The following is a 16,638-nucleotide window of genomic DNA, read 5'->3' on the forward strand; positions in this document are numbered from 1 at the left end:
TCTCCTTTACCAGTGCCAGCCAGCGCCAATACCTGCGCCGAAGTTGCTTTGCGAGTCACCCGTCACCTTGCCTTGAATCACCCAGCGACCATTGTCAGAAAGGCGCGAGATACCGACCGATACCGCCGACTCACCGCCATAAGTACCTGCCCCTACACCAATCATGCTCTTACCGGGCATCCAGGCTTGCGGCACCGTGGAAGCGGCAATCGCACTGGCAGAGCCCGCATTGGCGTTGCGTTCGACGCTGTCGATACGGCCATTCACGTTGACGATCTCGTTCTGGAAGCGGCGGCCAAGCTCGTTCATCTGCCCTACATTGACCGCATCGCTCTCATTAACACCCGGTGCGACGTTGGTGATGGTAGTGCCACCGGCATCAATGCCGTTAATCGTCATGCTCGGGCCATCTTTAATGCTGACACCGTCGTTATTAACCGTGGTGTTGCCGGTGGTGACACTATCTACATCCAAATCACGGTTCATCGTTATCTGTACACCGTCATCGGTTGTCTTGGTCGTGATATTGTCATCACCAGTGATCGCCACCGTATCACCCAGCTGGCGGTTAACCGTATCACCTTCATCAGCGCCAAAGTTCAACCCTAGCCCCAGCGTTTCGTTGATATCCGTGATGCTGTTTTCATTCGTGGTAATACGCTGGCTGTTGTCGGCAATATTCCCTTCGTTGTTGGTAATGCGCTGGCTGTTGTCAGCAATATTGGTGGTGTTGTTAGCCACATTCTGGTTGGTATCGTGCAACTGACTGCCGTTAATCGCATCGGAGCTATCGTTGCTGATGTCGCCATCCGCAACGTTCGTCAGCTTGGTGCCATCTTCACCTTCCAGCGTAATACTGTCGTAGTTGATATCACCGTTGTCATCGCGGTCATACATGACAGCGCCGTCTGCTCCACCGCCACCCGTGCCACCTTCAACAATCGTCAGACGATCGTCCAGGCTGCCCATAAAGTCCATCGCGGCATAGAGCTGGCTACCATTAATGGCATCGGTGCTATCGGCGGTGATACGACCTGCCGCAACGTTGGTGATGGTACGCTCGCTGCCCATACTGCCAACGCTAACGGTGGCGACGGGGGAGGCACCCGCGAACTGGTACGTTTGGCCTGCAATGTCAACCGATGCGGTGCCAACCGCTTCTGCAGTACGAGCACCTTCCCCTAGCGCTACGCTACCTTGGTGCGAAGCAATCGCGTCGTAGCCCATCGCCAGTGAGCGATCTGCTGAGGCAACAGCCTCATAGCCCACGGCGGTGGAACCTTCTCCTTGGGCAAAGGCATCGCTCACGGCTAAGCCACTGTCGTTGGTACGCACGTAGCGAATACCACGACCGTTGTTGGTGGTGTAGTCATCGCTTCCGTCACCCACCACATTCGTAACGCTATTCTCTAGCGCTTCAATCCATTGGTTAGTCGCATAGAGTTGCGATCCGTTGATCGCATCTTGGCTCTCTACTGATATATCGCCTTCGGACAGGTTAGTAATGCCTTCGTCACTAATGACAGGCCCGTCTTGACCAACGGTGAGGCTGTTGCCAATCGCCATATCATCACCCAGATCAAAGGTCACCTCCTCGCGGCCGTTATTACTAGTCTGGCTGATTATGATGTTGCCATCTGTATTACGCAGATTGACTTCACTATTCGGTGCCACATTACTTGCCGCGCCATTTTCGGTGCTTAGGTTCCAACCAGCGTTAGCCGTAGCTTTCACCTCTTCAATCGCTTGATTAGAAGCAAACAGTTGGCTGCCATTGATAGCATCCGTACTGGTCTCACTCACGCGGCCTGCGGCTACATTGGTCAGCGTACGCTCGTTGCCTACACTGCCAATGCTCACCGTGCTATCGGGTGTGGTGCCAGCGAAGGTGTAGCTATCACCCGCAATCGTAACGCCGCTGGTGCCCACCGCATCCTCTGTGCTGCTGTTACTGCCCAGCGCGACACTTTGATCGTGACTCACCGTGGCGCCTGCGCCCAGGGCAATCCCCTGCTGGGCTTCAGAGAGAGCATTGGTGCCGAACGCTATGCCATCAGAGAGCATGACTTCGGCATTGTTACCAATCGCAGTGCCGCCAGGGGCCATTTGGCCGACAATCGCGCCGTTACCCATGCCGATGCCGTTATCGCCATTCGTCACAGTGGTCGGGCCAACGGCAATGCTATCGTTACCTACCGCAGCCGCATCTGGCGCAGTGGAGTTGGCACGGAAATACTTAGTGCCACTCTCAATCACAGAGCCAACCGCTCCTTGTAACTGGCGCACCGTCACCGCGTCTTGTGCTTGCGTGCCGTCGGCAACGTTGGTGATCTGGCGGTAGGAGTCATCATCACCCACCGAGATCGCACCAAGCAGTTCTTTATCGGTGGTATTGAACTCAATCGTTGCTGACCCTGCGGGGATAAAACCGGAGTCCGGAGCTAAGGCACGATCCACTACCGAGCCACTGCCCAGAGCGAGGCTACCGCGAATTGGTGCACTAGCGCCAAAGCCCAGTGCTACCGAATCCTCACCGCTGGCGGAAGCATCAACGCCAGAGGCAATAGCATTTAAGCCCGTCGCGCCATCGTTGTTGTAGTTGCCACCAATGGTGCCGCCGTCGTTGACGCTGTAGTAGTGGGCGCGGTTGGCATCGAAGTAATCAAGATTGACTGCATCGCCAGCATTCACCGGATCGCCCAGGTTGGTGATGGTATCGCCGCCCATATCAATGCCATTGTCGTTTAGCGTCGGGCCACCGGTGATGGTCACATCATCAAAGGCCACACTGTCAGCGGTGGCGACGGTAATGTCAGTGCCATTGCGGGTAATCTCGATATTCTTGCCATTGAGCATCTGGACAGTATCATCAGGCGCTACGTTAGTCGCTATGTCTCCATTGGCCTGAATGTTCCAGCCGGTGTTGGCGATATCACTGACTTGCTTCAATTGATCTTCACTGGCAGCCTGCCCTGAGGTGAAGTTATCGGGATCAAAGTTGAGGTTGCTCAGCCCATTGATAGTGTCACCTCCAGCAGTATTAACAGTGACATTGCCGAACTGTGGTGAATCGATAGTGGCAACCGTAATGTCCGCACCGTTGCGGGTGATGGCGATGTTTTGGCCATCAATCATCTGAACGGTGTCGCCAGGGGCTACGTTGGTCGCGGCATCATTGTTGGTCTGGATATTCCAGCCCGTATTGGCAATCGCACTGACCTCTTCAATCGCTTGGTTTGAGGCAAACAGCTGGCTGCCATTGATAGCATCCGTACTGGTCTCACTCACGCGGCCTGCGGCCACATTGGTCAGCGTACGCTCATTGCCTACACTGCCAATGCTCACCGTGCTATCGGGTGTGGTGCCAGCGAAGGTGTAGCTATCACCGGCAATCGTAACGCCGCTGGTGCCCACCGCATCCTCTGTGCTGCTGTTACTGCCCAGCGCGACACTTTGATCGTGACTCACCGTGGCGCCTGCGCCTAGGGCAATCCCCTGCTGGGCTTCAGAGAGGGCATTGGTACCGAACGCAATGCCATCAGAGAGCATGACTTCGGCATTGTTACCAATCGCTGTGCCTCCCGGAGCCATTTGACCGACAATCGCGCCGTTACCCATGCCGATGCCGTTATCGCCATTCGTCACGGTGGTCGGGCCAACGGCAATGCTGTCAGTGCCTACGGCTAACGAATCAGGTTCGGTGGAGTTGGCGCGGAAATACTTAGTACCGCTATCAATCACAGAGCCAACCGCCCCTTGCAACTGGCGCACCGTCACCGCGTCTTGTGCTTGCGTGCCGTCGGCAACGTTGGTGATTTGGCGGTAAGAATCATCATCACCCACCGAGACCGCACCAAGCAGTTCTTTATCGGTGGTATTGAACTCAATCGTTGCAGACCCTGCGGGGATAAAACCGGAATCTGGCGCCAGTGCGCGATCAACCACCGAACCACTGCCCAGCGCGAGGCTGTCGCTAATCGGTGCATCCGCGCCAAAGCCCAGTGCCACCGCACCCTCACCGCTGGCGGAAGCATCAACGCCAGAGGCAATAGCATTTAAGCCCGTCGCGCCATCGTTGTTGTAGTTGCCGCCAATGATGCCGCCGTCGTTGACGCTGTAGTAGTGAGCGCGGTTGGCATCGAAGTAATCAAGATTGACCGCATCGCCAGCGTTCACCGGATCGCCCAGGTTGGTGATGGTATCGCCGCCCATATCAATGCCGTTGTCATTCAGCGTCGGGCCATTGTTAATCGTCAGGCTATCCGCCGTCAGATCGGGGCTAGTGGCGATTTCAATCGCTCCGTTATCGTCACTTAGCACGATGTTGTCACCCGTCACAAAGTTGGCGACGTTATCGTTCTGGTCGAGGGTTTTAACATTGGTGCCATCTATCTGGGTGACGACACTTTGTAATGCGGAGTCAGCCAGCGTTAGGCTGTCTTTGCTGGCTTGGCTAAGATCCACCGCGTAGTCGGTGACATTGTTGGCATCAGGGGCAGCGGAAGTTACATCCACTGCGCCAGAGCCAGCACTCACCGATGCACCATTAGCATTAACGGTGTAGATATCTTGGCCGGCAGCGCCGATGGTTTGGCCAACACTGGCCACGTTGGTACCTGCGGCCACTTCAGTGCGGCTGGCGGCTGCGGAGATGGCCAACTGCTCTTCGGTGGCAGCACGGCCTAGCGTGGCGAAGCTGGGGTCGGCCAAGTCGATATTGGATAACCCGACAATATCGTTGGTGGTGGCGTTGGTAACCACACTACCTACGCTGACGCTGTTATTAACGACTACATCGTCGCTGAGGTTAAAGGTCATTTCTTCGCGGCCATTGTTAGTGGCCTGGGTAATCACCAGATTGCCGTCACTGTTGCGCAGATTAACTTCATCGTTCGGAGCAATGTTCTGTGCCACGGCGTCTTGGGCACTGAGGTTCCAGCCGGTGTTGGCGATATCACTGACTTGCTTCAATTGATCTTCACTGGCAGCCTGCCCCGAGGTGAAGTTATCGGGATCAAAGGTGAGGTTGCTCAGCCCATTGATAGTGTCACCTCCAGCAGTATTAACAGTGACATTGCCGAACTGTGGTGAATCGATAGTGGCAACCGTAATGTCCGCACCGTTGCGGGTGATGGCGATGTTTTGGCCATCAATCATCTGAACGGTGTCGCCAGGGGCTACGTTGGTCGCGGCATCATTGTTGGTCTGGATATTCCAGCCCGTATTGGCAATCGCACTGACCTCTTCAATCGCTTGGTTAGAAGCAAACAGTTGGCTGCCATTGATAGCATCCGTACTAGTCTCACTCACACGGCCTGCGGCCACATTGGTCAGCGTGCGCTCGTTGCCTACACTGCCAATGCTGACCGTGCTATCCGGCGTGGTGCCAGCGAAGGTGTAGCTATCGCCTGCAATCGTAACGCCGCTGGTGCCCACCGCATCCGCTGTGCTGCTGTTGCTGCCCAGCGCGACACTTTGATCGTGGCTCACCGTGGCGCCTGCGCCCAGGGCAATCCCCTGCTGGGCTTCAGAGAGGGCATTGGTACCAAATGCAATGCCATCAGAGAGCATGACTTCGGCATTGTTACCAATCGCTGTGCCTCCCGGAGCCATTTGACCGACAATCGCGCCGTTACCCATGCCGATGCCGTTATCGCCATTCGTCACGGTGGTCGGGCCAACGGCAATGCTGTCAGTGCCGACGGCTAGCGAATCAGGCGCAGTGGAGTTGGCACGGAAGTATTTGGTGCCGCTATCAATCACAGAGCCGACCGCCCCTTGTAACTGGCGCACCGTCACCGCGTCTTGTGCTTGCGTGCCGTCGGCAACGTTGGTGATCTGGCGGTAAGAATCATCATCACCCACCGAGACCGCGCCAAGCAGTTCTTTATCGGTGGTATTGAACTCAATCGTTGCTGACCCTGCGGGGATAAAACCGGAGTCTGGCGCCAGCGCACGATCAACCACCGAACCACTGCCCAGCGCGAGGCTGTCGCTAATAGGCGCATCCGCGCCAAAGCCCAGTGCCACCGCACCATCACCGCTGGCGGTGGCATTAACACCGGAGGCAATGGCATTTAAGCCAGTCGCACCATCGTTGTTGTAGTTGCCACCGATGGTGCCGCCGTCGTTGACGCTGTAGTAGTGGGTTTGGCCCGCTTTCAGCTGTGCGACGTTAACTGCATCAGTATCTTCTGCACCAGCAGCTATATTGGTGATTTGGCGGGTTTCACCATTTCCACCTACGCTAACCGCGCCCGATGTGCTAAGCCAGGCGCTGTTGGTCTCCGTGGAGGCCGCGTCAGTAGTTGGGTCATAGCCCGCAACGCCTGCAGCTGTACTGGCGACCGAGCCGCTGCCCAGAGCCACTCCATTTGCAACCGTGACGGTAGATCCAGCACCGAATGCCGCTCCGTTCGTCCCAGAAACAGTTGCCAGCGGCCCAACGGCCACGCCACCCAGAAAGCCCGAAACATTGGCCTCTGTGCCTAAAGCAACACCACCGACACTCAACGCGCTGACTTCCGAGCCATCGCCAATGGCTGTTGAGAAGTTCGCTAATGCATTTGCATCATCGCCAATGGCAGTCGCGCCATCGGCATTTGCTAGCGTCTCTGAACCAATCGCAGTTGCTCCATCGCCATTGGCTGTCGCAATACGGCCAATAGCAACAGCACCACCATCGCTATTGCCGCCAGCGGCTAGAGCATCAGTTCCTATAGCCACGCTGTCATCATCTTGCGCCAAAGCTCCCACACCAGCCGCTAGGGCTCGTGTGCCTGTCGCACCATCGTTGTTGTAGTTATCTTGCTGAACACCACCGTCGTTGACACTATAGTAGTGGGTGCGATTTTCATCGAAATAGTCGAGATTCACCGCATCACCACCATTTACCGGGTCCCCCAGGTTAGTGATGGTGTCACCGCCCATATCAATGCCGTTGTCATTGAGAGTCGGTCCATTGTTAATCGTCAGGCTATCCGCCGTCAGATCAGGGCTAGTGGCAATTTCAATCGCACCATTGTCGTCGCTCAGTTCAATATTATCGCCGCTGATAAAGTTGGCGACGTTATCGTTCTGGTCGAGAGTTTTAACATTGGTACCGTCGATCTGGGTGACCACGGTCTGTAGCGCAGAATCCGCTAGTGTCAGACTGTCTTTGCTAGCTTGGCTGAGATCCACCGTGTAGTCGGTGACGTTGTTGGCGTCGGGGGCAGCGGCAGTGACATCCACCGCGCCAGAGCCAGCACTCACCGATGCGCCGTCGGCATTAACGGTGTAGATATCTTGGCCATCAGCGCCGGTGGCTTGACCAACACTGGCCACATTGGTACCTGCGACCACTTCAGTGCGGCTAGCGGCTGCAGAGATGGCCAACTGGTCTACGTTCACCGCATCGGTGCCCGCGACACCGGGAGCCAAGTTGCTGATGGTAGTATTGCCAACATCGATACCAGTGGCATCGATATTGACCGGACCTGCCGTCAGGGTGTTGGTTTGCACGTCTGTGAAGGTGACGTTATCCAGTGTGGCAATTTCAATCGCGCCATTGTCGTCGCTCAGCTCAATATTTTGGCCGCTGATAAAGTTAGCCACGTTATCGTTCTGGTCGAGGGTTTTAACGTCGGTGCCGTCGATCTGAGTGACCACGGTTTGTAACGCGGAGTCAGCCAACGTTAGGCTGTCTTTGCTGGCTTGGCTGAGATCCACCGCGTAGTCGGTGACGTTGTTGGCGTCAGGGGCAGCGGCAGTCACATCCACCGAGCCAGAGCCAGCGCTAACGCTCGCGCCGTTAGCATTGACGGTGTAGGTAGTACCACCGTCGGCATTCTCTGTGACGGCGACATCCGTCACATTGGTGCCTGCCTCGACTTTTGACTGAGCAGCAATTAGCTGACTGACGTTGACCGCATCATCTAGCTGAGTTCCAGCTGCAACACTGGTAATCTGACGACTACCAATATCAACTGCCGCACGAGTCGCTACCGTACCATTGATATTGGCTGCATCTGCTGCCGTTGCACCAAAGGGAATATAACCCGCTACGCCTGCGGCGGTATTCGCCACCGAATCGCTACCTAGCGCAACACCGCCCTCCGTGGTAGCGCTCGAGTCAGCCCCGATAGCCACTACCTCATTAGCAGAAGCGCTAGCACGCGACCCTATCGCCAAGGCATCCACCCCACCCGTAACACCAGCCTGAACCCCTATCGCTGTACCTGCATAAGACCCGTCAACAACATTTGATTTTGCGCCAATCGCTATGCCAGCGCCGTCAATGTCGTTGGTCGACTGATCTACAGTGGCCTGCACGCCCAAAGCGACACCCTGCCCCCAGGCAGTTGAGGAGTCACCAATCGCTATACTATGTGTATCAGATGTATTGGGGTTGGCTCGGGCATTAGCCCCCACCGCAATAGCGTTGCTACCTTGAGCGCTTGCGTTGGTGCCTAAGGCACTGGAATTGTCACCTGAGGCTGTTGCACTTTGGCCATAAGCAGATGCATTGTTACCACTGGCAGTACTGAACTCACCAAAAGCTTGACCACCATTGCTAGCATTAGCATCTGTACCTACCGCCCAGGAACCAGTGGCAATCGCGCCACGGCCGATAGCGCCGGTGTCGACGCCCGATGCTGTACTGTCTTTACCAATTGCAATAGCATTAGTAGCTGATGCTTCGGCACCAGTCCCCATCGCAATGGCATCGACTTCACTAGCCGTTGCTGCTACACCCAGTGCCAGTGTATTGTCTCCCTGCGCTAGGCTTTGATTACCCAATGCCACCGATAGCAAGCCGTTCGCCTGGGCCGCTCCCGTGCCATTGAAACCTTCTGTAGAACCGCCAATCGCGACGGCACCATCGGCATTGGCCTGGGCACTCTGCCCCATGGCAATTGCGCCACTGCCCGAGGCGATCGATTCACGACCATAGGCCATGGACGCCACACCTGAGGCATTCGTCAGATTGCCGATGGCCTGAGCACCATCTTGGGAAGCCACTGACGGAGTACCGCTGTTAGCGCCAATCGAGATGGAATTTTCTCCTTGAGCCTGGGCACCGGCCCCCAATGCAGTACTGGTGGACGTTGACGACACAGCCAGGGCGCCCACAGCCACCCCCCCGACTCCTCCACCACTAACATTCGCCCCTTGACCAATAGCCACACTGGACGCAGTATTGGCCGAGGCTTCGCCACCAATCGCAATCGCGTTCACTGCACTCGCCTGCGCGCCACGTACATTATTACTACCAATGGCAATAGAGTGCTGACCGGAAGCGGTAGTGGAGTTCGCTAGCGACAGCGGCGTCGTGCCGTTCCCGCCAGCGCTACCAATCGCAATAGCGTTAAGTTGAGTGGCTTGACCACCAAACCCCAGCGCAATGGCTGAGTTGCCGGTTGCAAGGCTTTCTACCCCGATCGCTGTCGCCCATTGCGCGGCACTCGTATTAAAGCCTAGGGTGGCCCCACCTTTTCCTGTAACTTGACTAAAAGCACCATAGACAGTAGCTGCCAACTGGTTATTACCACTGGCATCGCAACCAGCAACAAGCGAGTAAGTACCACTTCCATCTATGGGATCTGCGCTGGTATTTGGGGTCGCTATCCTGCCAACAGATGAGCCAGCCGCTCCAGACGTACAGCTACCACCATCTGAAGCAAATTTTCTTGCTTCAGCATCGGGGCTTCCCAATGGAGAAAGCATTGCCGCAAATGCAAAAACGATGCTTAATGTAACTGGCCGAAGAGAATATTTGATAGGTGATTGAATTGTTACGGGTTCGGCCACCTGCCCAACTTGATGACCAGCCCCTGCCTTACGATGACTAAGAGCTGCTTCCGATGCCACCACTAAACGCCCTAGAGACCGATTCCAAACTAAGCGAAATACGTTATTCATTCCCATGCTCCCACAAGTTGTCAGGGGTTATAGCAACTATTTTTTATAGTTTCTTGGGCCACAGGCAATGAGCCCATAAGCGGGCTCACTCTTCCGGCGAGGCTTCTACAGCGTGCCTTAGTTCACATATCCACAAGACTTTTTTGACTATTTTTTATATGTCTTGCTATGAAGCTACACCTGCGGGTGAAACATTGCTTAATAATCAAGCTAGCACAGGAAACCACCCACCTCCACAATATGAATTAATATTAACAGTCTAGTTAGTGAACTTTTTAAGTCCCTTTTAGTGAGCCCTAAGTTAGAGAAAACACATCTTTCACTAGGAGTCTTTGGACACCTTAGCCAAGCAGGAGAGTAAGCACTTACTAATTAATTACAGATAATGGATCAAGCATAGAAAACCCAATACTAATTAAAATTTATCTTACAAATTAACTCATTAATTTACGTTTCAGCGCACATGCGTATTCTGGGAGGCGACTGGCCTGCAACGTAGTTCGAGCACGCTTAGTGCTGATCAAACCGCTGCGACTGCATCTGTAGAGAAGGAGTGGGAGTACTAAGCACTACTTGGAAAGCACTTAACGAGCTTTTCTGCTTGCAAAGCTCATCGTTCAGAGCAAGTATCTAACGATGGCACTTCGACACTATGCTTAGGCCTGGAAACATATTTTCAACCCATACTACTTACTTTCACTGACGAGACCTGACCTGGATATAGCCCATGCGCATTGCAGTAGTAGAAGATGAGAAGGTGGTGTCAGAGCGCATTGAAAAAGCGCTTATGGATGGCTTCGCCGAGCGAGGTATAGAGGCAAACATCTACTCATTCGAGACCAGTAAGGCTTTTATTCATACTGCTAGCCGCAATACGTTCGATCTAGTCGTACTTGATTGGCACTTGCCTGACGGTACCGGTATTGCGCTACTGAATTGGATGAAAACCTATCTACAGATTATTCCTGCTGTCCTTATGGTGACCCTGAGACAGGAAGAAAGCGATATCATTCAGGCCTTGAACGCAGGAGCCGATGACTTTATTAGTAAGCCTTTTAGGCCACGCGAACTGGCCGCAAGAGCCTATGCGTCAACTCGTCGCCACTCGTTGCGCACGCCAAGTGTTGCTCAACAGCAAACATTAGAGTTTGGCCGCATTAAGCTCAATACCAATCGTGAAACAGCCTACGTAGACGGAGAAGAAGTATCGTTAACGAGGCAGGAGTTTCGCTTAGCCTTTCTTCTACTAAACCAGCTTGGCAGTCCGCTTTCACGCTCCTACCTATATGAATATGTATGGGGAAAAAGTGATCCGCCTGGCACCCGTACGCTAGACGTTCATATTCACCGGGTGCGAAAAAAGCTTAGTCTAACGTCGGAATTTGGCTGGAACCTTGTTTCAGTTTATGGCTATGGCTATCGGTTACAGGCGCTTGATGAACTAACTGCCGACTCTTCAGACGACTAAAGCACGCAATCAGAGTTCAAAAGAAAAACCCGCTTCGGAAGCAGTATCCTAAGCGGGTTTTTACTATGCAAACGTATCAGCGCAAACGTTTTATGATAGATAGGCTACGGCGTTAATCAATATGAATACCAATCCGTCGTGCTACTTCTTCATACGCTTCAATAACACCACCCAACCCCTGGCGGAAGCGATCTTTATCGAGTTTTTCTCGCGTATTGGCATCCCACAAACGGCATCCATCCGGGGAGAACTCATCGCCAAGGACTACGTCGCCTTTGAAGACTCCAAACTCAAGTTTGTAATCGACTAGCAACATGTCGCCTTCGGCAAACAGCTGCTTAAGCACATGGTTCACTTTAAAAGTAAGTGACTTCATTTTCACCAATTGCTCAGGGGTTGCCCAGCCAAAGGTTTCTGCTAACGACTCGTTAATCATGGGGTCTCCCTTCTCATCGTTCTTTAAGAACAATTCAAAGGTGGGCGGATTCAAACTGATGCCCTCTTCCACACCCAGGCGCTTAACTAGGCCACCTGCTGCAATGTTGCGTACGACGCACTCAACAGGAATCATCTCCATTTTTTTGACGAGGCTTTCAGTATCAGAAAGCTGCTTCTCAAAATGGGTAGGAATCCCCGCCTCTTCCAGGCGCTGCATAATGAAAGCATTGAAGATGTTGTTCACTTTGCCTTTGCGGGCCAGTGACTCTTTCTTTTTGCCATCAAAAGCACTGGTATCGTCACGAAAGTGCAGTACCAACAAGTCAGGATCGTCGGTGGTATAAACGGATTTCGCTTTACCAGCGTAGAGTTCTTGGCGCTTTTCCATAGGGGCTCCGAAGGGTTTCAAAATTAAAAATTAACGTAGGTAGCCGGAGACTCGCTCAAGCAGCTCGCGCTGATCGTCAGCAGTTAAACTACGCTCACTGGCATTAATCGCACGCAGAATGGTCTTATCACCATCAGGCTGAAGAGCTAGACGAATTTGCTGCGACATACGACGCACATCGGGACTGAAGACAATTTGTAGCGGGTTGCGACCTCGCTCAGTCTCGGTCATGTACTCAACCAGGAATTCATAGTTTTCAGCAGAAGTGGCTAATAGGTCGCGCTGCCCTTCGACACTAAAGTCGAGCTCAAGATAGTGGTCCAGCTCTGCCCAAACACGATCAATGGATTGAGGGATCACAACTTCCCACGCGTCGCCCTGCTGACGCATTTGCAGCGTCTGATCTTGTGCGAGTCGTTGTGCAGTCCAAGAAGATGCGCTAGCAGTGGCACTGCGTGCGCCTAAGTACTGCTCTAGGGCATCAAGACACACAGTCACACTTTGCCCTGCTTGCTCACAGCGCACCTCACTACTGCCCGCCCTGAGCGCGCTTTGTAGCTTCAACGTGGCTTGAGAGGTCACAATGACACCTTGATTCGCATCGCTTTGCTGAACACCTAGCTGGCGACTATTCACGAATGCTTCTAACTGAGGCCAAACGGCTCCCGTATCTGCGGCGACCACCAACCAGGTCTGATCACCTACCTGACGACGCTCTACGAATTCAGGTTCTAGACCGCTACCAATCGTTAACGTCTGGGGGGGGGCAATCTCGGCTGCCTCATCAATACGACTACCCTGCACCGCTACCTGGGGCACCGGCATGGCATCACGGTAACGCTGAGGATTGCGGGTTTCTGGCAGTACTAAGGGGGGCGCTGGGGTAGCTTCAGTATAATCCAAATTGCGGTCGTGATAGTAACCGTCATCGCGCGCGCATCCAGCAAGCGTGACAGCCGTTGCGAGAGCCAGCGGTATCCATTTAAGCGCACGTTTTTCAAGCAAACGTTTTTCAAGAACAGGGCTCATCAAGCCACCTTTACAGTCAACAGGTCGAGTACTCGGCGCATCAACGTACGCCGAGTAGCAAAGGGGTTACGTCGAATTACTCCTCTACGACGCCCGCCAGCTGCAGCGCTTCACTGACAGTGGCGTGGTACTTTTCCGACAGCCAGGTCAACGGCAAACGAATCCCTGCGTCCATATATCCCATGCGATGCAGTGCCCATTTAACCGGAATCGGATTCGCTTCAATGCCTAAATTGGTGTGTAACGGCATCAAACGCGTATTAATTTGGTGAGCCTTATCCGAATCACCAGCTACGGCTGCAGCGCAGAGTTCATGCATCGCTTTAGGCGCTACGTTCGCAGTCACCGAGATATCGCCGTGGCCACCCATCAGCATAAAGTCACAGGCGGTGGCATCGTCGCCGGAGTAGAGCATAAAGTCGCTGCCCTTCAAGCGGGTAATTAGATCCTCTGCGCGCTCAAGGTTCCCGGTAGCATCTTTCAAACCGATAATATTCTTCACCTCGGCTAGGCGTACTACCGTTTCATTATACAGATCAGAGCAGGTACGGCCGGGAACGTTATAAAGAATTACCGGCAGTTTGCTTCCTTCAGCCACCGCTTTGAAATGTTGGTAAAGGCCTTCCTGAGTCGGTTTGTTATAGTAGGGGCAAACCGATAGACAGTAATCTGCGCCAACTTCGCTAGCGTAGCGAGCCAACTCAACCGCCTCTGATGTGGCGTTCGCTCCCGTGCCGGCGATCACCGGAATACGACCATTCACCTCTTCTACCACGCTGCGGATCACATCAAAGTGCTCAGCAAATGTCATGGTGGTAGGTTCGCCCGTGGTGCCCGCTGCGACAATGGCATCAGTGCCATTATCGAGGTGGAAGTTCACCAGGCGACGAAGCGCCTCCCAGTCGATGTCGCCATTGACTTTCATCGGCGTCGCCAGGGCGACAATGCTGCCTGTGATCATCCGTTTTTTCCTCACCTGCCAAATTATAAAATTAAGCTACTGACGATGTTCATTGAAAATCGAGAAGCTTCGACCATAAGGGCTCTATTTATAAGAGCCTGTCCACAAGAGACTGCCCACAAGAGACTGTCCACAAGAGCTTTGACCACTAGAACGAGCACTATCGGGGCGATTTAACCTACTGCCATTTTATGCTTTGAACACTTTGCTGTCGTCCCAAGGGGGGCTACAGACAGCAAATGGTACTCAGGCGGCTCGAACCTGTACAGCGCAAAGCGCTGAGAGTTTTCTCACCTGCTCATTACTGGGCACTTATTCGCTTTGACATAATAGCGTTACTTTCGTGTAATCAACTAAGTAAACCCTCTCATAAAAGGAGCTATTCATGTCTGTAAAACTCAACCACCCGGTACCTGACTTTTCTGCTCCAGCCACCAGTGATACGACGGTGACGCTGTCTGAGCTGCGTGGCAAGCAGGTGGTTATCTATTTTTATCCAAAGGCCAGCACCCCAGGGTGCACTACCGAAGGCGGAGACTTTAGAGACCGCAAGCCACGATTCGATGCTGCCAATACGGTTATTATCGGCGTTTCTAGAGATGGTATCCGTGCTCAAGAGAACTTCAAAGCCAAGCAAGATTTTAACTTCGAGCTTATCTCCGATAAGGACGAAACCGTATGCCAGATTTTTGACGTTATCAAACTTAAAAAGATGTACGGCAAAGAGCATCTTGGCATTGAGCGCAGTACCTTCCTAATCGACAGCGAGGGTAAGCTTGCTCAAGAGTGGCGCGGCGTTAAGGTACCAGGGCATGTTGATGACGTACTAACAGCAGCAGAAGCGCTTCACGCCAACTAACAAAACCAGGAGCGCCGCATCCTGGGCGGGTACAGCGCGAAGCGGTGCCGCGACTGATTCGCAGGCAATTTTTCCGTTCGCGCCTCGTGTACTGCGGTTAGATGGTGCCTTTTAATGTTCAGCCAATGGGAGCTGCTTTTCACCTTCTCTCTCGGCTATTCCTCTTGGCCATGCATAAACCAGTGCTTTTAGCAGGGTGGCCAGGGGAATCGCAAAGAAAACGCCCCAGAACCCCCAGATACCACCAAAAAACAGCACCGCGACAATAATGGAAACCGGGTGAATATTATTCGTTTCTGAAAACAACACCGGTGCAAGCACATTCCCATCAAGCGCTTGAATAACGCCGTAAGCGACAACCACATAAGCAAACTGCTCACTGATCCCAAAATGAAACCCGGCAACGGCTGCCACTGGAATGGTGACCACCGCCGCGCCAATGTATGGCACCAGAACAGAAAAACCCACCAGCACTGCTAACAAGGCGGTGTAAGGTAAGCCAAAGAAAGCGAAGGTAAAAAAAGCGACTGTACCTACGATAATAATCTCTATCGATTTGCCGCGTATGTAATTAGCAATCTGACGATCCATCTCATGCCAAATACGCGTTAACAGCGTACGCTTTTGCGGTAGCAACGATAGCGTAAAGCCTACCAAAGACTGGCGATCCTTCAGCATGAAGAACACCAGTATCGGCACTAACACTAAGTAAATAATCAACGACATAATATTGCCGAGCGATGCCAGTGAAAGTGTTAATGCACGCTGCCCTAGCTGGCTAATTTCCCGGCTGGCAACGCCTATCCAACTCTGCATTTGATCGGGTGTGATTAAATTAGGATAACGGGCCTGAAGTTCATCTAACCAACCCTGGCCGCTAGCAAACATACGCGGCGTTTCCTGAACTAGGCTGACAAGCTGGTTCCATATCAGTGGCATCAAAATAAAGGCCATTGTTAGCAACACGCTAACAAACGCCACAAACACAACAATGACCGCTAATAAATGAGGTACACCGCGCCGCGTCAAGGCACTCACTACGCCCTGCAGTAAAAAAGCGATCACCAGCGCGGTGAAGAACGGCGCCAGCATCCTGCCAAACCAAATAATGGCCGCAAAACCAGCTACCAATACCAAGAGAAGAATTAACGCCTCTTCGTCTGAAAAGTAGCGATCAATCCAACTTTTCAGAATAGTGCGCATGGTCATGAGTGAGACATCCCTGCTTTACGTATCCAAAAATAGTACATATCGCCATGCTGTTCGCGTGCTTCTAACACATGATCACTAAGCTCAGTGAAAGATGCCATATCACGCCACGAACCAGCATCCGTTGCTCTTACTTCAAGCAATTGACCAGGGGCCAGCCCTGCCAATGCCTGTTTAGCTTTTAATAATGGCAGCGGGCAGTGCAACCCGGTAGCATCCAACACCGTATCGGGCTTAATGCTAGCGTTTGACCTGGACTCTGTGTGCTCGGACATACCCTCTCCCCCAAAATACCTACTTGATCAAAATACTTACTTGAATACGGCATTGTTACATAAACTATTTCTTTAAAACGGTCGCTGAGAATTTGATTTAACGGCACT

Annotated in this window: 8 protein-coding genes; 2 read left to right on the top strand and 6 right to left on the bottom strand. The window is 53.1% G+C overall.

The window, feature by feature from the left end; all coding sequences use genetic code 11:
- Positions 1-6: 6 nt before the first annotated feature.
- Positions 7-9,903 (bottom strand): YadA-like family protein, encoded by a 9,897-nt coding sequence (locus tag NF683_RS02870; RefSeq protein WP_253921214.1) that lies wholly within the window; start codon positions 9,901-9,903, stop codon positions 7-9.
- Between the two features lie 727 nt (positions 9,904-10,630).
- Between NF683_RS02870 and NF683_RS02875 the strand changes: the two genes are divergently transcribed.
- Positions 10,631-11,371 carry a response regulator transcription factor gene (locus NF683_RS02875; protein WP_089039765.1) on the top strand — a complete coding sequence of 247 codons (741 nt, stop codon included), beginning with the start codon at positions 10,631-10,633 and terminating at the stop codon, positions 11,369-11,371.
- A 112-nt stretch (positions 11,372-11,483) separates the two neighbouring features.
- On the opposite strand, the gene purC is transcribed toward NF683_RS02875, so the two are convergent.
- From purC to dapA, 3 genes are all read right to left on the bottom strand, one after another.
- Entirely contained in the window at positions 11,484-12,197 is a 714-nt protein-coding gene (gene purC, locus NF683_RS02880; RefSeq protein WP_089039766.1) for a phosphoribosylaminoimidazolesuccinocarboxamide synthase, read from the bottom strand.
- 30 nt (positions 12,198-12,227) lie between these two features.
- Complete coding sequence (bamC, locus tag NF683_RS02885; RefSeq protein WP_089039767.1) at positions 12,228-13,226, bottom strand: outer membrane protein assembly factor BamC; 999 nt, start codon at positions 13,224-13,226, stop codon at positions 12,228-12,230.
- A gap of 76 nt (positions 13,227-13,302) precedes the next feature.
- Positions 13,303-14,187 (bottom strand): 4-hydroxy-tetrahydrodipicolinate synthase, encoded by an 885-nt coding sequence (gene dapA, locus NF683_RS02890; protein ID WP_089039768.1) that lies wholly within the window; start codon positions 14,185-14,187, stop codon positions 13,303-13,305.
- Between the two features lie 385 nt (positions 14,188-14,572).
- Here dapA and NF683_RS02895 point away from each other — a divergent pair, with 385 nt between their 5' ends.
- Positions 14,573-15,046, top strand: a complete 474-nt coding sequence (locus NF683_RS02895; RefSeq protein WP_089039769.1) for a peroxiredoxin — start codon at positions 14,573-14,575, stop codon at positions 15,044-15,046.
- Between the two features lie 111 nt (positions 15,047-15,157).
- Here NF683_RS02895 and NF683_RS02900 read toward each other — a convergent pair whose 3' ends face one another.
- Both NF683_RS02900 and NF683_RS02905 read right to left on the bottom strand, forming a co-directional pair.
- Positions 15,158-16,255, bottom strand: a complete 1,098-nt coding sequence (locus NF683_RS02900; RefSeq protein ID WP_089039770.1) for an AI-2E family transporter — start codon at positions 16,253-16,255, stop codon at positions 15,158-15,160.
- Complete coding sequence (locus NF683_RS02905) at positions 16,252-16,530, bottom strand: sulfurtransferase TusA family protein (protein WP_089039771.1); 279 nt, start codon at positions 16,528-16,530, stop codon at positions 16,252-16,254. Before NF683_RS02905 ends, NF683_RS02900 begins: the two co-directional genes overlap by 4 nt.
- Positions 16,531-16,638: the final 108 nt, after the last annotated feature.

Origin of the sequence: Halomonas sp. MS1 (assembly GCF_024182575.1) — a bacterium.
GTDB lineage: Bacteria > Pseudomonadota > Gammaproteobacteria > Pseudomonadales > Halomonadaceae > Vreelandella.